The sequence below is a fragment of the Brenneria salicis ATCC 15712 = DSM 30166 genome (assembly GCF_003315515.1).
In the GTDB taxonomy this organism is placed as follows: domain Bacteria; phylum Pseudomonadota; class Gammaproteobacteria; order Enterobacterales; family Enterobacteriaceae; genus Brenneria; species Brenneria salicis.
The window spans coordinates 22,562-43,073 of sequence record NZ_QNRY01000027.1 but is presented as its reverse complement, the minus strand read 5'-3'; the positions used below and the strand labels follow the sequence as shown (position 1 = coordinate 43,073).

Genomic DNA, 20,512 nt, shown 5'->3' with positions numbered 1-20,512 from the left:
TAACCTTATCAAAGAGGCAGATGTTTTGAATATTCTTATCACCGGTGGAGCCGGTTTTATAGGTTCAGCAGTCGTTAGGCACATTATAAAAAATACAAATGATCATGTGCTTAATATTGATAGTCTAACGTATGCCGGTAATCTCGAATCTCTTAACGAGGTGTCTACTAATTCTCGTTATACATTTGCCCCAATTGATATTTGTGATCATGCGGCCTTAGATGAAGCAATTATTTCCTACAAACCGGATGCTATTATGCACCTGGCGGCAGAAAGCCATGTAGATCGCTCAATTGATGGTCCTGCCGCGTTTATTCGTACGAATGTTGTTGGTACCTACACGCTGCTTGAGGCAGCAAGGGCATACTGGTCTACTCTGGATACAGAAAAGAAAGGCACATTCCGTTTTCATCATATATCCACTGATGAAGTTTATGGTGATCTCCAAGGAGCAGACGATCTCTTTATTGAAGAGACACCTTATGCGCCTAGTAGTCCTTATTCCGCTTCTAAGGCCTCCAGCGATCATTTAGCTCGTGCATGGTTAAGAACTTATGGACTGCCTACTATTGTGACGAACTGCTCGAATAACTACGGGCCTTATCATTTTCCAGAAAAACTTATTCCGCTTGTTATTCTTAATGCCATTGAGGGAAAATCATTGCCTGTCTATGGTAACGGGACGCAAATTCGCGATTGGCTCTATGTGGAAGATCATGCCAGAGCGCTGTACAAAGTGCTGACAGAAGGGATTGTAGGTGAAACCTATAATATTGGTGGTCATAATGAGAAGACCAATATAGAAGTAGTAGAAAAGATCTGTGAGCTACTGGAAGATTTGGCGCCTGATAAACCAACGAATGTCGCTAAATACAAAGATCTTATTGTCTATGTCAAAGACAGACCTGGACATGACGCCCGTTATGCGATTGATGCCGGAAAAATTTCCCGCAAACTTGATTGGCGTCCTGAGGAAACATTTGAGTCCGGTATCAGAAAGACTGTCGAATGGTATTTGAATAACAAGACATGGTGGAGCCGGGTTCTGAATGGTTCTTATAGCCGTGAGCGCTTAGGTATGGGAGATAAGTAATGAAAGGTATTATTCTGGCCGGAGGTTCTGGCACCCGTCTTTATCCAATTACATTGGGTGTGTCCAAGCAGTTATTGCCTGTTTATGATAAACCTATGATTTATTATCCGTTATCGACATTAATGCTCGCAGGTATTCGTGATGTCTTGATCATCACTACCCCTGAGGATAGTTTATCCTTCAACCGTTTATTAGGTGACGGTAGTAAGTATGGCATTAATATTGAGTACGCGGTACAACCGAGTCCAGATGGGTTAGCTCAGGCGTTTATTATTGGTGAATTGTTTATTGGCAATAGCAAATGTTGTTTGGTTCTCGGTGATAATATTTTTTATGGCCAGTCTTTTTCCCGAACATTAGCACAAGCTGCCGGTCATGACTCCGGCGCCACCGTTTTTGGATATCGGGTGAAAGATCCTGAACGTTTTGGCGTTGTTGAATTCGACAAAAATAATAAAGTTCTTTCCATTGAGGAAAAACCGCAAAAGCCGAAATCGGATTGGGCAATAACTGGCCTTTATTTCTATGATAATCGGGTCATTGATTTAGCTAAGTCGGTAAAACCATCAACTCGTGGTGAGTTAGAAATTACGGCTGTTAACCAAATGTATTTGGATGAAGGAAGCCTTACAGTTGAATTATTGGGGCGTGGATTTGCCTGGCTGGATTCAGGTACACACGAGAGTTTGCATGAGGCATCTTCATTTGTTGAGACTATTGAACATGTTCAGGGACTTAAAATCGCGTGCCTGGAAGAGATTGCCTGGAGAAACGGTTGGTTAAATGCTGAAGAACTTGCCAAATGTGCAGAGCCTATGCTGAAAAACGACTATGGACGTTATTTGATGTCACTGCTTAAATCTATTTCGTGAGAATGAAAATGAAAGTATTAATTACAGGCGCGCATGGACAGGTGGGAACTCGTCTGGTTGAGCGTTTAAATGGAAAAGCGGAAATACTGGCAGTTGACCGTGATGTTTTGGATATCACTAATCGGGATGCTGTAATTCAAACGGTAAATAAATTTCATCCTGATATTATTATCAATGCCGCTGCGCATACGGCGGTTGATAAGGCTGAACAAGAGATCGCACAATCATATAAAATTAACTGTGATGGCCCTCTTTTTCTGGCAGAAGCCGCACAGAGTGCTGGGGCGGCGATATTACATATTTCTACTGACTATGTGTTTAACGGTAAAAGTGACGTTCCTTATATCGAATCGGATACGGTTGATCCGCAAAGTGTTTATGGGAAGAGTAAACAAGAAGGTGAACGTGCTGTTGCTGGTGCCTGTGCTCGTCATATCATTCTGAGAACGGCCTGGGTGTTTGGCGAGGATGGCAATAATTTTGTCAAAACAATGCTGAGACTTGGCAGGGAGCGGGATTCGTTAGGTATTGTTGCCGATCAATTTGGTGGACCGACCTATGCGGGGGATATTGCTGACGCATTAATTCGAATTGCCGAAAAAGTTCATTCAAAAGAATTCTCCGATTGGGGCATTTTCCACTTTAGCGGAATGCCTTATGTAAGCTGGTTTGAGTTTGCTGATAAAATTTTCGATGCTGCCGTTGATAAAAGAGTACTGGATAACAAACCGAATTTATCGCGGCTTAATACAGAAGACTATCCTACACCTGCAGCCCGTCCGAGTTTCTCAAAACTCAACTGTGAAAAAATTAATCAATATTTTGACATCAAACCTAGTGATTGGATAAAGGCACTAGAAGATATCACTCTCTACAGATAAGTGACTAATGATGAAAGTAATCGACACGAAAATTCCAGATGTGAAAATTATAGAACCTGCCGTTTTTGGTGATGAACGAGGCTTTTTTTTTGAAAGCTTTAACCAAAATAAATTCGAAGAAGCGATCGGATATTCTGTAAATTTCGTACAGGATAATCATTCAAAATCCTCTAAAGGGGTCCTCAGAGGATTGCATTATCAATTGGCGCCGCATGCTCAGGACAAACTGGTAAGGTGTGTTACCGGAGAGGTATTTGACGTTGCTGTCGATATACGTAAGTCATCGCCAACATTCGGGCAGTGGGTTGGCGTTCACCTTTCGGCAGAGAATAAACGTCAATTCTGGATCCCGGCAGGATTCGCTCATGGATTTATCACATTGAGTGAAACCGCCGAGTTTTTATATAAAACGACTAATTATTATGCGCCTGCAAGCGATCGCGGGATATTGTGGAATGATGAAAGCATTGGTATTGAATGGCCAATCAGCATAGAGCCTATACTGTCAGACAAAGATAAAAATGCGAAAAAACTCCTAGAGGCGGATGTTTTCTAAGACGTATTAAACATCATCAGATATAAATTCATCTCAAAGAGGTAATAGGAATGAAGATTCTTGACTGTACGTTACGTGATGGCGGTTATTATAATAACTGGGATTTTGATTTTGAAGTCGTTAATGCGTACCTGACGGCTGTGGCAGCGGCGAAAATAGATTATGTAGAGCTTGGTCTGAGAAACTTTCCACAAGAAGGTTTTTTAGGGCCGTTTGCCTATACGACAGAAAGCCTGGTCAATCGACTGACGTTACCTGAAGGACCGGCTTATGGCGTAATGATTGATGCCAAAACCGTGCTTTCCGCTAATATGCCGGTAGAAGAAGCAATTGATAAACTTTTTGTCGATGCATCTAAAAGTAAACTCAGTCTGGTACGCGTCGCCGCTCATTTCCATGAAGTTGAGCATTGTGAAGCAATCATCAAGTCACTAAAAAACAAAGGTTATATTGTTGGATTTAACTTGATGCAATCAGGTGGAAAACCTGACGATCTGATAGCGGATAAAGCGAGTCTGGCCGTTAGTTGGAATTGCCTGGACGTACTATACTTTGCCGACTCTTTGGGCAATATGGATACAACAGAGGTTAGACGTATTATTAAAGCGTTAAGAATGCACTGGGAAGGTGAATTAGGCATTCATACCCATAATAATATGGCCAAAGCGCTCGATAATACGCTTGCTGCTCGTGATTCAGGCGTCATTTGGCTGGACGTGACGGTGACGGGTATGGGAAGAGGCGCGGGAAATGCGCAAACGGAAAATTTACTTGCTGTTCTAAGTAAAACAGATGCCCCTTACCTGGCTACGCCGATTTATGATTTGGTTGTCAGGCATTTTGATAAAATGCAGAAAGAATCTGGCTGGGGTAGCAATTTCTTGTACTTTATCGGTGCACAGAATAATGTCCATCCTACCTATGTCCAGAATTTGCTTTCAAATGAGCGGTATGGACCAGATGAAATTGTCGGCGCAATAGCTTATTTAAGCAGAGCTCAGGCCTCTTCTTACAATGGAAAAGTTCTGGAACAGGCTTTGAAGCTAAATGATCAAAATGACGATGAAGAGGGTGGCAGCAGTGAACTGGTTGGCCGATTCACTAATCGGGAAATATTAATTATCGGTAGTGGCGATAGCGTTCTAAAATATAAAAACGGTATTATTGACTATATTTCAGAACATAAACCTATTGTCCTATCCATCAATGTTAATAAAAATATTCCAGCCGAGTATGTTGACTACTATATAATTTCTCATAATACAAAATTTCTTGCTGATAAAAGTAAATATAGTAGTTTGACTAAACCGCTAATCCTGCCTAAACATCGCTTCAATAAAGATGAACTTTCTTATCTTAGTCCTAAAACCGAAATATTTGATTATGGATTGAAAATTAACAAAGATGTGTATCAGGTAGCAGAAACTCAATGTACCATTCCATCAGAATTAACAGTTGGATATGCGATTTCAGCTGCAATTATTGGTCAATCGTCTTCAATAAAACTGGTCGGTTTTGATGGGTTCGAAAAAGGGGATTCGCGTCAGCAGGAAATGGTTGATCTCATCATCAAGATCAATGAATACATGCATAAAAAAGAAATTATTTCTCTAACACCGACTTCTTATCCAATCAAGGAAGGTTCAGTTTATGCCCCTCTCATTTGATTATGATGTATATATCTTTGATTGTGATGGTGTAATCTTAGATTCTAATCAACTGAAGTTGGATGCGATGGAAAAAGCATTGGGCGAATACCCAGTGCAAGACGTCGTAGTTTGCATTGATTACTTTTCTAAAAATTTTGGACGCTCACGCTATCATCATGTTGAGCATTTTCTTAAAAACATTATCTGCTGTAGAACTGACCGCTATCAACAGCAATATGATAATATCATTTTAAAGTATGCCGATTTTTGTCTTAGTCTCTACAAAAAAGCTAAAGTGAATGCTGGTTTTATTGATTTTATATCTAGCGTTAAAGTAGATAAATATGTCGCCAGTGGGTCAGATGAGAATGAATTAAAACAAGTCTTTGCTGAAAGAGGACTGGATGTTCATTTTTCTGATATTTTCGGTTCACCAGAGTCTAAAGTAAATAACGTTAGAAAAATACTTGAGCGGGGATACAGTAATGGAGTCATGTTAGGTGATGCGCTTGGTGACCTTATTGCCGCCGAAAAAAATAATATAGACTTTATTTTCCTATCTGATTTGTCTACGGCTCCCGATTTAGTTAGACAATCCGAGTTTTTTAAAGGAAATGAAATAGGAAATTTCTCTCATTTAATAGTAAGTTAGGTGAAATATGAACTATGCAGTGGTAATTCCCGCCAGATATAAATCGACTCGTTTGCCAGGAAAGCCCCTCATCGCTTTGCATGGTGTTCCAATGATTAAGCGTGTCTGGCTTCGTTGTTGTGAAGCCGTTGCTGGGGAAAAGATATATATTGCAACTGATGATAAAAGGATTTTTGATTTCTGTTTGACGTTTACTGATAATGTAATAATGACAAGTGGTGAGTGTAAAACTGGCACTGATCGCGTTTATGAAGCATCTGAAAAAATAGGTGATCTCGATTTTGTCATAAATGTCCAGGGCGATGAGCCTATTATCAACCCTGCAGATATTAAAGCTATTATTGATGAGTGCCTTCGTAATCCAAATGTAATTGTAAATGGTATGGCACCAATAAAAGATCCATTAGAATACGAGAGTAAAACAATCCCTAAAGTCGCTTTCCGACCGGATGGCCGATTGATGTATATGAGTCGTGCGGCTATTCCATCAAATAAGACAGGGGCGTTTAATAAATCCTGGAAGCAGATTTGTATTTATGGATTCCCTATTAAAGCCCTTAAGGATTTTTCATACTGCCCTGATAAAACATTGTTTGAAAACGAAGAAGATATAGAAATATTGCGTTTCCTTGAATTGGGATATGATGTAAATATGGTAAGTGTTAATGGAAACAGTCTTGCGATAGATACACCTGAAGATGTAGAGAAAGTATTGAAAATAATAAGTGAGAACTCTCACTAAAATATTGATGCCTTTTATGGATGGTTATTTTGCAATAAACCATCCATAAGTATTCTATTCAATCAATAACCACGATAAAGATAATATTAACTCATGAGTAATATTCATCCAAAGCTTAATCTTTTTTTTAATATAATAGCAACAATTATAACTCAAGCCAGTTCTATAGTTGTTGGTGTAATATTGACTCCTCTGTTAATTAACAGGTTGACTAAGGATGAGTATGGGCTTTATGTCTCTGGCGTATCACTTTCAAGCTTTGCTTTTGTTGTAGTTGACTTGGGAATGGCTTTTTATTTAATAAAAGAGGTTTCTGAAAATAGGGATAATCGCTCTTACGTAGGAAAATTATTATCTGTTTCATATATAATTAAAGCACCGATTTTAATATTAAGTTTTTTTGTATTCTTTTTGTTAACACCTCACAATCATTTTATAAGTTATACTATTCCATTCTGGTTATTCCTTGTCGCCACATCTTTACAGCCTAACTGGTTATTTCAGGGAATGGAGGCATTAAAGGTAATCACGATAGCCACCGTCTTGAGTAAGTTAGTCATGTTGGCAATTGTATATTTTTACGTTCATTCGTCCGAAGATTTTTATATTGTGACTTATTCATTTGGCCTATCCGCCGTAATTTGTATGCTTTTTTCTATCTTCTATGGAAAAGCGCGTGGATATACATTCTCCTCCTTTAATTATGAAGATATTAAGGATTTGTTGCGGAATGCTATGGGGTTCTATGCTCCCAGGGTTATGGTTGCAATGTATACGCAAGCCTCAGTATTTATTGTCTCTCGTGTGGCTGGAACCAGCGAAGCTGCTGTATATGCAGTTGCCGATCAATTTTATAAATTAGGACAAATGGCAATTGCTGCTGTGACCCAGGCATTTTATCCTTTTATGGTTTTTAGAAAAGAAGTTCGTTTTTTACTTATAACTTGCAGTGCAGTTTTAAGCGTTGCAATTATAGCATGTGCCCTATTATGGGGATGGGTTGATCAGGTTATATACTGGTATGTAGGGGATGGGTTTGGTTCGGCTGTAATTTTGGTTAAAATATTTATGATAACTTGTCTTTTTGTTGTTCCATCATCATTTCTCGGCTTCCCATTATTAGGTAGCGTGGGATTTCATAAAGTAGCCAATCAGACGCTTATGTTTGGTGCTTCTTTATATTCTATAGGATTAGCGCTACTGTATACTACTGGACATGTTGCAGCCTTATATATTGCATTATTGACATTTTCTTCTGAGTTGGCGGTTTTTATTTTACGCGCATATAAATCCTTTGTGATCTTGAAAAAAGATTGTAATCAGAGATAAGCAGATGGAGGGGAAGTGGTGCAAGATAAATTTGAAAAATATAAGGAATACAAAAAAAATATATCTCTATTTTATAGAGGGTATCCTCTACATAATATTTTATCTGTAGAAATTGCTTCTGCTTCTTATAACTTAAAAAAGTTAAACTTGAAAAGTTTTTTTAACTTTTTTGCCTCTAGAAAAATCAGTATTCCACATTTAAGTAAGAATGATATTCTCTATTCTATGGGTAGCTATCATCGTAAGGATTATTATGATTTGTTACATTATGTTCAATTGCAAGCTCCGGGTGAAATCATTGATCTGAATGAGAATCGGAGAGTTTTAAAAATAAACTTTTCTAATATAATTAATTCTTTAAAGCATATTTTTCGTAAGGGTAAGGGACTTACTTTTAAAGAAAAAATTATGTTTTCGGCTTCTTTTACTTATTTAATGAACTATATTGATGAGTTAGAGAAAAATAAAAAACCTGTATTGGGTGCATATGTGTCATTTTGTAGTTCACATGTTAATGAAGCGGTAATGGATCTTTACTTTCAAGGCAATAATATCCCTACATTTACTCTTCAGCATGGACTCTATTTTTTCTTCAAAAATAAAACAATTGATGCTATTTGTTATGAAAATATTATTTCTGATAAGCTTCTTTGCTGGGGAGAGTATACGAAAAATGAATTTATAGATTATGGGATTCCTGTCGAAAAAATTATCGTTGCTGGCTACCCTAGTCAACCAAAAGTTTTAGAAAAGCGTAAACCTTCGGATGAGTTAAGAATTCTGGTCTTATTATCCAGGTATATGTTTCATAAAAATAATATACGTATTCTCGATATAATTTCTTCTGTAAGAAAAAAAAATCCTAATATACATGCTGAAATCAAAATGCATCCTTCATTACAGATAACTGACTATGAGTGTTTTTTGGGGGATCATGGATTTTCATTATGTAAAAGTGGGACAATTAAATCCCTTCTTGAGCATAGGGATTATGATATGACCATATCTTATAATAGTACTGCATATTATGATAGCTATATGAATAACTGTGTAAGCTTGCGCTTTATAGATGAGGACGCTGATGGAAGCATTAATGTTCTTGATGACGAGTTCTATGATGAGAATAGCTTATCTGAAACAATAATTAAGTTTAGCGAAGCTATGTGTACACAAGAATTTTGGGAAAGAGTAGAGAATCGCCTTAAGTATATCTCTGGTTATAAGATAAATAATTATCGTGATGCAATACAAAGTTCTATCATTTCTTGAATATACTATTGAGGTGACTACATGGTGAGGGTACGAAAAAAAATAAAATCATTTTGTGATATGCCACTTTCAAGAAAACTTCAGTCACTCAGTTTTTTATTTAATGGACTTTATACTAACTTGTTTTATCGTTTTCGTTTAAAGTCTTGTGGTAGTAAGGTTACTATATTTAAACCATTATTTTGGACGCCTGAATATCTTTCAGTTGGTCATAATGTGCTGATATGGCATGGTTCAAGAATTGAAGGTATTAATCAATATGGTAATACATCGTTTTTACCATTGATCAGTTTAGGTAATAATGTAAGCCTTCAACAAAATTGCCATATTATTTCCGCAGGTGATTTGAAAATTGGACATGATGTTACGATCTCATTGAATGTGATGATCAATGACACGGATCATGGTTATAAAATTTTTGATACAAATGTTCTTGAGCAACAACTGAATTATAGCCCAATAACGATAGGTTCTTCTTGCTTCATTGGCGCAGGAGCCCGCATTCTATCGGGAACAATACTCGGAGACCATTGTATTGTCGGTGCTAACGCCGTTGTCAAAGGACATTTTCCCTCTGGTTGTGTCATTGCCGGCATACCAGCAAGAATTATTAAAAAGTACGATCCAGTAACGCAGACTTGGCTTACTGTTGAAAAAAATAAGGAGTAAATTATCTATGTCAAATCGTAATGTACTTATTTCCGGAGGGGCGGGGTTCATCGGTTCCAATTTAGCGCTTGCATTGATTAAGAAGGGATGGAGTGTTACTGTTCTGGATAATTTATCACCTCAAATTCATAGTGATGATTCGCCTCTTTATAAAAGTATCGCAGATAAGGTAACGTTTATTCGTGGTGATGTACGTTCCAAAGATGATTGGCGTACCGCGCTTAAGGGGCAGGATTGTGTTGTCCATTTAGCGGCGGAAACCGGAACGGGTCAGTCGATGTACCAAATCCAGCAATATACCGATGTCAACGTGGGTGGAACCGGTATTCTTTTAGATCTGTTGGCAAATGAGCCTCATGATGTTTCGCGTATTGTCGTGGCGTCATCAAGGGCGATTTATGGCGAAGGTCGCTATCACTGTCATTCGTGCGGTGAAGTCTATCCTGAATCTCGTAGTGCGGAACACATGGAGAAGGGGGATTTCGAGGTTAAATGTCCAATATGCGCTAAGAACGTTGAAATGCTTCCTACAAATGAAAGTAGCAAGCTTCATCCATCCTCTATTTATGGTATTACAAAGCAAACTCAAGAGCAGCTTGTTTTGGCCGCAGGTAAGGCGTTGAATGTTCCTGCCGTGGCTTTCCGCTATCAAAATGTATATGGACCAGGCCAGTCCCTTTCTAACCCTTATACCGGAATTCTGTCTATATTCTCAACGCGAATTCGAAATAATAACGATATTTTTATTTTTGAAGATGGTCTTGAAAGTCGGGATTTTGTTTACATTGATGATGTAGTCAAAGCGACGATTGCTGGCATCGAAAATCCTGCGGCAGCAGGTCATGTGTTTAATGTTGGTGCTGGTGTGTCAACAGATGTTACCACGGTGGCAAACACCCTGGTTAAAGCTTATGGTTCTGATGTAACGGTTAAAACAACGGGTAATTTCAGAGTTGGTGATATCAGACATAATATTGCTGATTTGACTATCATAAAAAAAGTTCTTGATTTTACGCCTTCTGTAAACTTTGAACAAGGAATTCAAAAATTTGTTGATTGGGTTTTAACCCAGGAAACACAAGTTGATAGCTATGAAACAAGCATTAGGGAAATGAAGGAAAAAGGACTATATAAATGAGTTTTTCCGGTCTCAGTGTGTTATTCATAGGTATTGGTTTCTACGATTATGAAAAAGAGATCGTTAACCGCATTAAAGAGCAAGGAGGGCAGGTCACGGCGTTAACGGAGCGCCCTCTTCCTTTATTTACCCGTCCGTGGGGCGGTTTATTGGCTAAATTTTCTCCTGTTGTCAATTTTTTACAATCGCTCCATGAAAAGAAAATTTTAAAGAAAGTAAAAAATAAGAAATATGATAAAGTTCTTATTATCAAAGCAAATGATTGTAGTTATTCGTTTATAAAGAATCTAAGGGATTATTTGCCAGATAGTGAGTTTATCATGTATCAATGGGATTCTCTAAAGCGTTTTCCAGGTGTTATCGATAAATTTAAGTTCTTTGACAGGATATTATCTTTCGATAGAAAAGATGTAGAAATATATCCAATGATAAAATTCAGGCCATTATTTTATCGTGCAGTAAGCGGAGAGAATTTAGCCACTCGTAGAGATAGCGATGATCCTTATAAATATGACTTGCTGTTTGTGGGGTTAATGCATTCATCACGTCTGGCTCAGGTTCGTCTTTTGCAAAAACAAGCTAAAGAACATGGTTTGAGGATGCATGTATTCTTAATCACCAATATACCCACCTGGGTAAAGTTATGGTTTAAAGGCCAATCTCAAGGCGTGCATTTAAGACAGCTTTCATATAAGGAAGTTATTCTGTTAAATAATCAATCTAAATGTATTTTGGATTTGCCGCATCCGGATCAAACTGGTTTGACGATGCGTGCTATAGAATCTATCGGGTTTCAGAAGAAGATAATTACCACGGGAAAAGATATTACTAATTATGATTTTTTTGATCCTGAAATGATCAATGTCATAGAGATGGATAATCCTGTTATTGATTTTAAATTTTTGGTGGGAGATATCAAAGCTTATTCTAAAAATGTAAAAGAAATTTATTCTATGGATAAATGGTTAGACGACGTTTTTTTTAATGCTAATTAATAACGATTACTTTGTATGGTGATAACTTGGATACTTTAGTATTTATTCCTACTTATAATGCTTCTTCAACGGCGTTATGGCACGAACTGTTACGTTCATTAAAAGTACAAAGTATTAAGCCAGCATTATTACAGATTGTAGATTCTGAGTCGTCTGATTCTACCAGGGAAGATGCAGAGCAAAATGACTTTAACGTGATTAAGATACATAAGAAAGATTTTAATCACGGTGGTACAAGAAACATGGTTCTTGATCTGTCGGAGGAAAATGATGCCATTGTTATTTTCTTGACACAAGATGCTATTTTAAATAGAACTGACGCACTTGAAAAGATTGTGGGGGTGTTTTTCGATCCTCAAATCGCAATCGCTTATGGTCGTCAGTTGCCTCACCTTGATGCGAATCCATTAGCTGCGCATGCAAGATATTTTAATTATAAAAAAGAAAGCTATACCAGTGATCTATCTTCAAAAAAAATTTTAGGTATCAAGACGGTTTTTACTTCTAACTCTTTTGCTGCTTACCGTTTATCTATTTTAAAAGCGTTAGGTGGATTTCCGACTAATACCATCCTTAGCGAGGATATGTATTTAGCAGCGAAGGCGGTTTCGGCTGGCTATAAAATAGCTTATGTGGCTGATTCTGAGGTGCGTCATTCTCATAACTATACTCCTGTTGAGGAGTTCAAACGCTATTTTGATATCGGTGTTTTTCATCATGATCATTCATGGATTGGAGATCAGTTCGGCGGTGTCGGTGGTGAAGGAATGAAATTTATCTTTTCTGAGATAAAGTATCTATCAAATGGCAATCTATTATGGATCCCGCGAGCATTAATTCATAATTTTCTGAAGATATTGGGTTATAAATTAGGTCAACAGTATACGAAAATTCCTGAAAGTCTTGTGGTTAAAATGAGTATGCATAAAGGATTTTGGAAAAGGAAATAATATCTATGGCTAATTGTTGAACGCATTTATTGACCATGTAATATAGAGATTAATTATGATAAAAGTCCTTTTGGCAGCATACAATGGTGAGAAGTACATCGAGCAGCAATTAAAAAGTATTCTATCTGCGAACCATATAGATGATCTTAAGGTGGTGATCAGTCTTGATCAGTCCTCCGATAAAACAGAGCACATTGTCAGAAACTTGCACTCTCCTGATATAGAGTTGATTGTTCACAAAGATCGTTTAGGAAGTGCCAAGAATAATTTTTCCTGGTTACTGAATCATGTAGAGGAAGATGCTGAATATTTTATGTTAGCAGATCAGGATGATTTTTGGTTTGACGATAAAATTCACGATTCAATTTTAAAAATAAAAGAGATGGAAAGTGAGTTTGGGATAGATACACCCTGTCTGGTTTTCACTGACTCTATCATTTCTGATGAAAATTTAAACGTGAAAAATAATTCTTTTGTTCATTCATCGGCATTAGATGTGGATGCCGGTCTATGCTTTGAACGGTTGGTGGTAAAAAATTCTGGACAAGGTTGTACATTTTTATTTAACGTCTCCTTGCTTCGCTTGCTTAGAAATACGCCCCAAGAAATTATAATGCATGACTGGTGGATTATGCTGGTTGCCGCATGTTTTGGCAAGATTTATTATATCGATAAGCCGGCGATGATATATCGACAGCATTCATCGAATGAGGTTGGGGCACTCAATTTTGATCTCTTGTTTATTTTTAAAAAAGTATTAAAATCTAATCTTCATAAAAATATTATTAGCACGCAAAAACAGGCTGAGGCGTTTCTAAATCGATTTAATGGTGAACTGTCGCCAAAAGAAAAAAATTTTTTGCAAGTATACTCTGGGTTACATAAGATGAATCCATTAAAACGCAGATACAGCGCGTTAAAACATGGGGTAAAAAGTGCTGGTCTTATACGCACGGTAGGCCTATACGTGTTTATGTAGCACTATAATTTATCATTATGATTGTTCTTGATGATTTAGGCTGAGGTATTTATGAGAATAATTAGCAGAAATGGGCTAGCTATTCCAAAATTTGCAATTTATCTGATTTTAGCAAGAAGCCCTTTTTTTGTGTTTTTTGTCGCTTTATATTATTTTTTTAATAAGTCTGGTTTTTATTTTTTCATAAAAAAGATTTATTTGTTTATTTTTTTTATTTTACTTGCTTGTTTATACTCTTTAGTTCAGGGGAATAGTACGGGGTTGGTTTTAGGACAAGCTAAGGATATTCTTTTATCTTTAATTGTTCTTTTTTTTCTCGTTTCATTTTGTATTGTCAATAAGAATGGTGACTATACTGTTTATAAATCACTACGGTTTGGTTTTATATTTATAGCTGTTATTAAAATTCTGATACTAGTTTTTGCTATCGCTACGGGTACAAATCCAATGGATATCATACGCAGCATCTCTGAAGTTTGGGGAGTAGATATGATGACGTTAGGCGTGGAAGATAGCAATGTTGTCAGAATTCAGATCCCTATGGATGCTATAACACCATTTATTATTTATTTTTGTGTTCATGAAATGTTAAATACAAAAGTGAAAATTTCAAATATCTTGACATTGGCTCTATTATTATCTTCAGTGTTGTTAACGATGTCTAGATATTTTTGGGCTGAGGCTGTCTTCCTGGTTCTCCTTAGTTTTTTACTTAATGGTCGATTTAAATCTTGGTTGTATTCGTCTGTTGTAGTCTTAGTTATTTCATTTTTTATTTATTTTATGACACCTCTTGGAGAGGTGATAAATTCTATTTTGAACGCTCGTATGGATTCGATGCTCAATAGTGCCTCTGATATGAGTAGAACTTTACAGATTAATGCAATTTTCACAGCTATTGAAAATAAACCTTTTTTTGGCTACGGGATTGGTTATTACCTTCCAAACATGATTAGATCTTATGATGTCAAGTATCTTTATGAAAACCAATCTTTATCTATGATTATGTCGCTCGGTGCAATTGGTTTCCTGATCCTTTGCGGAATGTTGCTTGGAAGTTTTCTGACTCCAGAATTGCTGTCCGGTCGATTAAATGTTAGTAATTTAATTATTGGGCTTATCATGTTTGCGTTATGGATGGCGGGTGGTTCGTTTAATCCATTTTTATTTGGCGCATCTGGCGGTATTATTTTATTTTTTTGTGCGCGATATTCACATATTAGTGAAAAAATACAGGCTAATATTATTAAATAACAGATAATTAATCCGTATGAATGCATCAGTAAATGATTTTATGCAACTGATGCATTGTATGGACTGAGATAAAATTTTTTTCTGTAAGTCTTTAGTCAGAACGATCTATCCTCCTTTCTTTAGTACCAAATTTTGGTATCGCCATCAACTAACTAGCAAACTGAGTCAATCTTTCTTTAAAATGGAAAAGTCATAATGAAAATAGCGATAGCTGGTACGGGTTATGTCGGTTTGTCTAATGCAATGTTGTTAGCCCAGCATAATTCAGTTATTGCGTTAGATATCCTTGAATATAAAGTAAATTTATTAAACCATAAAAAATCGCCTATCATTGATAAAGAAGTCGATGAATTTTTAATAACAAAAAATCTTACTTTCCAGGCCACCACAGATAAATATTTAGCTTATCAAGATGCCGAATTCGTCATCGTCGCCACCCCTACAGATTTTGATCCAAAAACAAATTACTTTAACACGAAATCTGTTGTGTCTGTGATTCGGGATGTTTTGTCGATAAATTCTCAGGCTGTTATTGTCATTAAGTCAACCATTCCTGTGGGATATACCAACCAGCTTCGTCAGAAATTCAATTCAGAAAATATTATTTTTTCTCCTGAATTTCTGCGAGAAGGCAAAGCGCTGTATGACAATTTATATCCTTCTCGTATTGTCATCGGCGAGCGATCCAAACGTGCTGAAGTGTTTGCGGGCTTATTGCTGCAAGGTGCTGTAAAAAAAGATGTACCCGTACTTTATACCGACTCTACAGAAGCCGAAGCAATTAAACTTTTTACCAACACCTATTTGGCAATGCGGGTTGCCTATTTCAATGAACTCGATACCTACGCGCAAACTAATGGTCTGGATAGTAAACAAATTATTGAAGGCGTGGGTTTAGATCCGCGTATCGGCAATCATTATAATAATCCGTCATTCGGTTATGGTGGTTACTGTTTACCCAAAGATACCAAGCAGTTACTGGCTAATTACGAGCGTGTCCCCAACAATTTAATTAATGCTATTGTTGAGGCGAATCGAACTCGGAAAGATTTTATTGCTGACTCCGTTATTAGTCAGAATCCTAAGATTGTTGGTGTGTATCGTTTGGTTATGAAATCAGGTTCAGATAATTTTCGTGCCTCTGCAATTCAGGGCGTGATGAAACGGATCAAGGCAAAAGGTATTGAGGTTGTGGTTTACGAACCTGAACTTAAAGAGGATTCTTTTTTTCGTTCGCGAGTGATTCGTGACCTGGCTGAGTTCAAGCAACTCTCCGATGTGATTATCTCCAACCGAACTGCACCAGAACTCTCCGACGTCTCAGAAAAAGTCTATACGCGAGATCTCTTTGGTTCAGATTAGGTGTAATCTTAAAGTCATGCGTGGCGTAGAGGGATTACGCTGCCAGGTGAAACAATCAGATTAAAGAGAGTCAATTCATGACAGCATTGAAAGCAGTTATCCCTGTCGCGGGTTTGGGGATGAATTTGTTACCGGTGACCAAAGCGATTCCTAAAGAGATGTTGCCAATAGTCGATCGCCCGGTGATTGAAAAAATCGTCAACGAGTGCGTTAACGCCGGTATTACCGAGATTGTGCTGGTGACGCATGCGTCCAAAAATGCTATCGAAAACCATTTTGACACCTCGTTTGAACTTGAATCTCTGTTGGAAGAGCGCGCCAAGCGTCAGTTGCTGGCCGAGGTGCAATCCATCTGTCCGAAAGGCGTGACTATCATGAATGTCCGTCAGGGAGAAACGCTGGGATTAGGGCATGCGGTGTCCTGCGCCAGACCCATTATCGGCGATTCGCCGTTCGTTGTGGTGCTGCCTGATGTGGTGTTGGATGAATACACTGCCGATCAGTCGAAAGAGAATCTGGCGTTGCTGATTTCCCGTTTTGAGGAAACCGGGCGCAGTCAGGTTCTGGTTAAGCACCGACCCTATGAAGTGTTGCCGGAATATTCGGTGATTGAAACCGCGGACAAGTTGACCAAAGCAGGGGATGCGTCTGCGATTACCTCGATGATTGAAAAACCTGAAGCGCCTTCGGCCACCGGCTCGGATCTTTCCGCGGTTGGCCGCTATGTGTTGACGGCGGATGCCTGGCCGCTGCTGGCTAAAGCGGTGCCCGGCGCCTGGGGACGAATCCAGCTTACTGATGCCATTGCTGATTTGATTTCAACTCAGCGGGTTGATGCCGTGCAAATGGCGGGTAAAAACTTTAACTGTGGCCGCAAGTTGGGTTATGCGCAGGCGTTCGTTTCTTATGGATTGCGTAATCCTGAGTTGGGGGCGGACTTCAGGGAAAGCATTAAGGCGCTGCTGAAAAAGCAGGGTTGATGAGTAATTATCTACGTTATGCCTGAGCAGGCATAACGTAGCCTTGTGAGGCACTATTCACCTGCCGTAAGCTGAGTTACCATGTGGGCCTGTTTTTAATTGCCTGCGGGTTTGCAACTTACTTGGGTTTGCAACGGCCACGGGCAGGTTATCCTTCAGACTGGAGTTGCTTTAATGTCCAAACAGCAAATTGGCGTTGTGGGTATGGCGGTGATGGGGCGCAATCTGGCGTTGAACATCGAAAGCCGTGGCTATACCGTTTCCATTTTTAACCGCTCTTCAGATAAAACTGACGAAGTGATTGCAGAAAATCCAGGCAAAAAACTGGTGCCGTGTTACACGGTTGAAGAGTTCGTTGAATCCCTGGAAAAACCGCGCCGCATTCTGTTGATGGTTAAAGCCGGAGCAGCGACCGATAAAACCATTGAATCCCTGAAACCGTATCTGGATAAGGGCGATATTCTTATCGATGGCGGCAACACCTTCTATAAAGATACCATTCGTCGTAACCGTGAATTGTCTGCCGAAGGCTTTAACTTTATCGGTACGGGCGTTTCCGGCGGTGAGGAGGGCGCGCTGAAGGGGCCTTCCATCATGCCAGGCGGTCAGAAAGAAGCTTATGAACTGGTTGCGCCGATCCTGGAAAAAATCGCTGCCCGCGCCGAGGGCGAAGCCTGTGTCGCTTACATTGGCGCGGATGGCGCCGGTCACTATGTGAAAATGGTGCATAACGGCATTGAATACGGCGATATGCAGCTGATTGCCGAAGCTTATGCGTTGTTGAAGCAAGCGCTGAATCTGGGGAATGACGAACTGGCCGCAACCTTCTCCGAATGGAATAAAGGTGAACTGAGCAGCTATTTGATCGAAATCACCGCGGATATCTTCACCAAAAAAGACGAAGAAGGAAAATATCTGGTTGACGTGATCCTGGATGAAGCGGCCAATAAAGGTACGGGCAAGTGGACCAGCCAAAGTTCACTGGATCTGGGCGAACCGCTGTCATTGATCACCGAATCTGTTTTTGCCCGCTATCTGTCTTCTCTGAAAGATCAACGTGTCGCGGCGTCGAACGTGCTGACCGGCCCAACCGCGCAGTCGTTCAGCGGCGATAAATCTGAGTTCATTGAGAAAGTGCGTCGCGCGTTGTATCTGGGCAAGATTGTCTCTTATGCGCAGGGATTCTCGCAGTTGAAAGCGGCATCTGAAGAGAACGGCTGGGGCCTCAACTACGGTGAGATTGCCAGGATTTTCCGTGCCGGCTGCATCATTCGCGCGCAATTCCTGCAAAAAATTACCGATGCCTATGAGCAGAAGGCCGATATCGCCAATTTGCTGTTGGCGCCTTACTTCAAGCAGGTGGCTGATGACTATCAGCAGGCATTGCGCGATGTGGTGTCTTATGCGGTTCAGCAAGGCATTCCGACGCCGACATTCTCCGCGGCCATTGCGTATTACGATAGCTACCGCTCCGCGGTATTGCCCGCTAACCTGATTCAGGCCCAGCGTGACTACTTCGGTGCGCACACTTACAAACGCACTGATAAAGAAGGCGTATTCCACTCCGAGTGGTTGGAATAATCTAGCCCGCTCTCCTTCCACCTCATTCGTTCCCGTGCAGGTACGAAAAGGGCGGAAGGGGCGAAAAATGACGGGAAATGACGACAGGAATAGCTAATCTGGCCCGTATGAAATAAATAACAAATTTATTAATAGCCTGAAACAGCAGATTAGGAAATATCTGGTATTGTTCCGAGTATGCGCTTTATGTTGTTATCGCTCGGATTTTTATCGTTTTTTTTCTTTCCTTTTCGTAAATCTAATTAAGTAAGCTTCTTTTTGTACTGATATCTTCATTGTCTATTGTGTCAGAATCTTGCTATTTTTAACTGTGTTGCGCAAATTGTTCTGGGGCATATGTCTCAGTTCTTGGTTTGAGGTGGTTTTTACTGCCATGCACGACTGGGTGGACCCCAGTCTCGGTCCGGCTAAGGGTAGAAAAGAGGCTTTCCTGTTCCTGGTCTGACCGAAATGAAGGACGGGGTATGGTCGAATCGGCGATACTCCACCCTGCTGAAGTACTTCATGTTCAAAAAAGGAAATCTTATGAAGAAAACGTTAATTACACTGGCTGCGGTATTAGCCATGTCGTCAAATGCGTTTGCTGTTGATGGTGTTTCCAGTGAAACCGCTGCTGGTTCCGCCACGACAGTTACCACCACCGCTGGCGCTGCCGGCGCCGCTGGCTCAAGCTCTGCTGCGGGCACCACTGGTCTGATTACTGTGGGTGTCGCTGCGGCTGTGGCTGCGGGTATCGCTGTTGCCGTTGCCAATGACGATGACAATGGCAGCACTGGTACGAGCACGACGACCAGCACTGCTGGTTAATATCGTTTCTATTACAAGGCCACTTCGGTGGCCTTTCTTTTTCCGGGTCAAGCTGTTCAGCGGGAATTTCATTCAATGACCAAAATAAAAAGCATGGCAAAAATGAATGTGCTGATTGCCATACCTCTCGCCTCAATTATCCTGGCCGGTTGTTCCCAAAAAATGGATGCCTTTAGCAAAACCGCTGAGCTGGCCTTTCTTGGACAGGATGATACTTATGTTACCGCCAGGCAGGTTGAAAATACGCCTTATGCTTCCGCTTATGTGAAAGTTGGCGATGCGCCGCAGGCGTTTGTGGTGCTGGCGTTTGCCGAACAGGAACAACTGAAATGGATCGCTGCGGATAAAAATATGATCGTGACGCAGCATGGTCGGTTGGTTAAAACCCAGGGATTTGGTGAAGACATTACCAATGTCAGTAATCTTGACCGGGATCCACTGGCATTGGGATTGCTGAAATCAACCACGCCGATGACGTGGCAAAGTCGTTTTGAGTGGGCGCAGGTATTCCGGGGCGGCTATGAGGTAACGTCGATATTTCGTTCCCGTGGTAAGGAAACGTTAACGATTCTGGATAAATCACGTGAATTGGCGCGTTTTGATGAACAGGTTACCGTACCGGCATTGAATGCAAGCTACACCAATAGCTACTGGATTGAACCGTCTAATGGACAGATTGTGCAGAGCTATCAGTATATGGGGCCGGATATGGCGCTGGTAAAGTTCACCGTATTAAAACCCTACGTACAATAAG

General features: G+C 39.7%; 20 protein-coding genes. All 20 read left to right on the top strand.

Features of this window, described 5'->3' with window-relative positions; translation table 11 throughout:
* The first annotated feature begins 25 nt into the window (after positions 1-25).
* The 20 genes from rfbB (at position 26) to DES54_RS12035 (ending at position 20,511) form a co-directional block, all read left to right on the top strand.
* Positions 26-1,093: a dTDP-glucose 4,6-dehydratase gene (gene rfbB / locus DES54_RS12130; RefSeq protein WP_113867731.1), complete on the top strand. Its 1,068-nt coding sequence runs from the start codon at positions 26-28 to the stop codon at positions 1,091-1,093.
* Entirely contained in the window at positions 1,093-1,965 is an 873-nt protein-coding gene (rfbA, locus tag DES54_RS12125) for a glucose-1-phosphate thymidylyltransferase RfbA (RefSeq protein WP_113867729.1), read from the top strand. The genes rfbB and rfbA overlap by 1 nt, the downstream gene beginning before the upstream one ends.
* 8 nt (positions 1,966-1,973) lie before the next feature.
* Positions 1,974-2,846 (top strand): dTDP-4-dehydrorhamnose reductase, encoded by an 873-nt coding sequence (gene rfbD / locus DES54_RS12120; RefSeq protein WP_113867727.1) that lies wholly within the window; start codon positions 1,974-1,976, stop codon positions 2,844-2,846.
* A 10-nt stretch (positions 2,847-2,856) separates the two neighbouring features.
* Complete coding sequence (gene rfbC, locus DES54_RS12115; RefSeq protein ID WP_147247296.1) at positions 2,857-3,402, top strand: dTDP-4-dehydrorhamnose 3,5-epimerase; 546 nt, start codon at positions 2,857-2,859, stop codon at positions 3,400-3,402.
* Between the two features lie 50 nt (positions 3,403-3,452).
* Positions 3,453-5,069: an aldolase catalytic domain-containing protein gene (locus tag DES54_RS12110; RefSeq protein WP_113867723.1), complete on the top strand. Its 1,617-nt coding sequence runs from the start codon at positions 3,453-3,455 to the stop codon at positions 5,067-5,069.
* Positions 5,053-5,703 (top strand): HAD family hydrolase, encoded by a 651-nt coding sequence (locus DES54_RS12105; RefSeq protein ID WP_113867721.1) that lies wholly within the window; start codon positions 5,053-5,055, stop codon positions 5,701-5,703. The genes DES54_RS12110 and DES54_RS12105 overlap by 17 nt, the downstream gene beginning before the upstream one ends.
* A 7-nt stretch (positions 5,704-5,710) precedes the next feature.
* Positions 5,711-6,445, top strand: coding sequence for a 3-deoxy-manno-octulosonate cytidylyltransferase (locus DES54_RS12100; protein WP_113867719.1), 735 nt, complete (start codon positions 5,711-5,713; stop codon positions 6,443-6,445).
* Between the two features lie 93 nt (positions 6,446-6,538).
* A complete protein-coding gene (locus tag DES54_RS12095; RefSeq protein ID WP_113867716.1) occupies positions 6,539-7,774 on the top strand; it encodes an oligosaccharide flippase family protein in 1,236 nt (411 codons plus the stop codon).
* A gap of 18 nt (positions 7,775-7,792) precedes the next feature.
* A complete protein-coding gene (locus tag DES54_RS12090) occupies positions 7,793-9,043 on the top strand; it encodes a glycosyltransferase family protein (protein WP_147247294.1) in 1,251 nt (416 codons plus the stop codon).
* A 21-nt stretch (positions 9,044-9,064) separates the two neighbouring features.
* Entirely contained in the window at positions 9,065-9,712 is a 648-nt protein-coding gene (locus DES54_RS12085) for an acyltransferase (protein WP_113867712.1), read from the top strand.
* A 7-nt stretch (positions 9,713-9,719) separates the two neighbouring features.
* Positions 9,720-10,850, top strand: a complete 1,131-nt coding sequence (locus DES54_RS12080) for an NAD-dependent epimerase/dehydratase family protein (protein WP_113867710.1) — start codon at positions 9,720-9,722, stop codon at positions 10,848-10,850.
* Positions 10,847-11,845 carry a WaaS/CpsH family glycosyltransferase gene (locus DES54_RS12075; protein ID WP_113867708.1) on the top strand — a complete coding sequence of 333 codons (999 nt, stop codon included), beginning with the start codon at positions 10,847-10,849 and terminating at the stop codon, positions 11,843-11,845. The genes DES54_RS12080 and DES54_RS12075 overlap by 4 nt, the downstream gene beginning before the upstream one ends.
* Before the next feature lie 26 nt (positions 11,846-11,871).
* The gene (locus DES54_RS12070; protein WP_113867706.1) at positions 11,872-12,795 is read left to right on the top strand and encodes a glycosyltransferase; all 924 of its coding nucleotides are present in this window, start codon (positions 11,872-11,874) and stop codon (positions 12,793-12,795) included.
* A 55-nt stretch (positions 12,796-12,850) separates the two neighbouring features.
* Positions 12,851-13,774, top strand: a complete 924-nt coding sequence (locus DES54_RS12065; RefSeq protein WP_113867704.1) for a glycosyltransferase — start codon at positions 12,851-12,853, stop codon at positions 13,772-13,774.
* 51 nt (positions 13,775-13,825) lie between these two features.
* Positions 13,826-15,028 (top strand): O-antigen ligase family protein, encoded by a 1,203-nt coding sequence (locus DES54_RS12060; protein ID WP_113867702.1) that lies wholly within the window; start codon positions 13,826-13,828, stop codon positions 15,026-15,028.
* Between the two features lie 195 nt (positions 15,029-15,223).
* On the top strand, positions 15,224-16,390 hold the full coding sequence (locus DES54_RS12055) for a nucleotide sugar dehydrogenase (protein ID WP_113867700.1): 1,167 nt from the start codon (positions 15,224-15,226) through the stop codon (positions 16,388-16,390).
* Between the two features lie 77 nt (positions 16,391-16,467).
* Positions 16,468-17,370 (top strand): sugar phosphate nucleotidyltransferase, encoded by a 903-nt coding sequence (locus DES54_RS12050; RefSeq protein WP_113867698.1) that lies wholly within the window; start codon positions 16,468-16,470, stop codon positions 17,368-17,370.
* A 174-nt stretch (positions 17,371-17,544) separates the two neighbouring features.
* Positions 17,545-18,951 (top strand): NADP-dependent phosphogluconate dehydrogenase, encoded by a 1,407-nt coding sequence (gene gnd / locus DES54_RS12045; RefSeq protein WP_113867696.1) that lies wholly within the window; start codon positions 17,545-17,547, stop codon positions 18,949-18,951.
* Positions 18,952-19,476: 525 nt separating this feature from the next.
* A complete protein-coding gene (locus DES54_RS12040) occupies positions 19,477-19,758 on the top strand; it encodes a hypothetical protein (protein ID WP_113867694.1) in 282 nt (93 codons plus the stop codon).
* Positions 19,759-19,833: 75 nt separating this feature from the next.
* Positions 19,834-20,511 carry a YjbF family lipoprotein gene (locus DES54_RS12035; RefSeq protein ID WP_113867692.1) on the top strand — a complete coding sequence of 226 codons (678 nt, stop codon included), beginning with the start codon at positions 19,834-19,836 and terminating at the stop codon, positions 20,509-20,511.
* Position 20,512 lies beyond the last annotated feature (1 nt).

What these genes read in the sequence shown, in the direction of transcription:
- rfbC (WP_147247296.1), top strand. Translation starts at nt 2,857, where the DNA reads ATGAAAGTAATCGACACGAAAATTCCAGATGTGAAAATTATAGAACCT.
- DES54_RS12105 (WP_113867721.1), top strand. Translation starts at nt 5,053, where the DNA reads ATGCCCCTCTCATTTGATTATGATGTATATATCTTTGATTGTGATGGT.
- DES54_RS12075 (WP_113867708.1), top strand. Translation starts at nt 10,847, where the DNA reads ATGAGTTTTTCCGGTCTCAGTGTGTTATTCATAGGTATTGGTTTCTAC.
- DES54_RS12040 (WP_113867694.1), top strand. Translation starts at nt 19,477, where the DNA reads ATGAAGAAAACGTTAATTACACTGGCTGCGGTATTAGCCATGTCGTCA.
- DES54_RS12060 (WP_113867702.1), top strand. Translation starts at nt 13,826, where the DNA reads ATGAGAATAATTAGCAGAAATGGGCTAGCTATTCCAAAATTTGCAATT.
- DES54_RS12050 (WP_113867698.1), top strand. Translation starts at nt 16,468, where the DNA reads ATGACAGCATTGAAAGCAGTTATCCCTGTCGCGGGTTTGGGGATGAAT.
- DES54_RS12080 (WP_113867710.1), top strand. Translation starts at nt 9,720, where the DNA reads ATGTCAAATCGTAATGTACTTATTTCCGGAGGGGCGGGGTTCATCGGT.
- DES54_RS12065 (WP_113867704.1), top strand. Translation starts at nt 12,851, where the DNA reads ATGATAAAAGTCCTTTTGGCAGCATACAATGGTGAGAAGTACATCGAG.
- DES54_RS12110 (WP_113867723.1), top strand. Translation starts at nt 3,453, where the DNA reads ATGAAGATTCTTGACTGTACGTTACGTGATGGCGGTTATTATAATAAC.
- DES54_RS12035 (WP_113867692.1), top strand. Translation starts at nt 19,834, where the DNA reads ATGACCAAAATAAAAAGCATGGCAAAAATGAATGTGCTGATTGCCATA.
- DES54_RS12095 (WP_113867716.1), top strand. Translation starts at nt 6,539, where the DNA reads ATGAGTAATATTCATCCAAAGCTTAATCTTTTTTTTAATATAATAGCA.
- DES54_RS12100 (WP_113867719.1), top strand. Translation starts at nt 5,711, where the DNA reads ATGAACTATGCAGTGGTAATTCCCGCCAGATATAAATCGACTCGTTTG.
- rfbD (WP_113867727.1), top strand. Translation starts at nt 1,974, where the DNA reads ATGAAAGTATTAATTACAGGCGCGCATGGACAGGTGGGAACTCGTCTG.
- DES54_RS12055 (WP_113867700.1), top strand. Translation starts at nt 15,224, where the DNA reads ATGAAAATAGCGATAGCTGGTACGGGTTATGTCGGTTTGTCTAATGCA.
- rfbA (WP_113867729.1), top strand. Translation starts at nt 1,093, where the DNA reads ATGAAAGGTATTATTCTGGCCGGAGGTTCTGGCACCCGTCTTTATCCA.
- DES54_RS12085 (WP_113867712.1), top strand. Translation starts at nt 9,065, where the DNA reads ATGGTGAGGGTACGAAAAAAAATAAAATCATTTTGTGATATGCCACTT.
- gnd (WP_113867696.1), top strand. Translation starts at nt 17,545, where the DNA reads ATGTCCAAACAGCAAATTGGCGTTGTGGGTATGGCGGTGATGGGGCGC.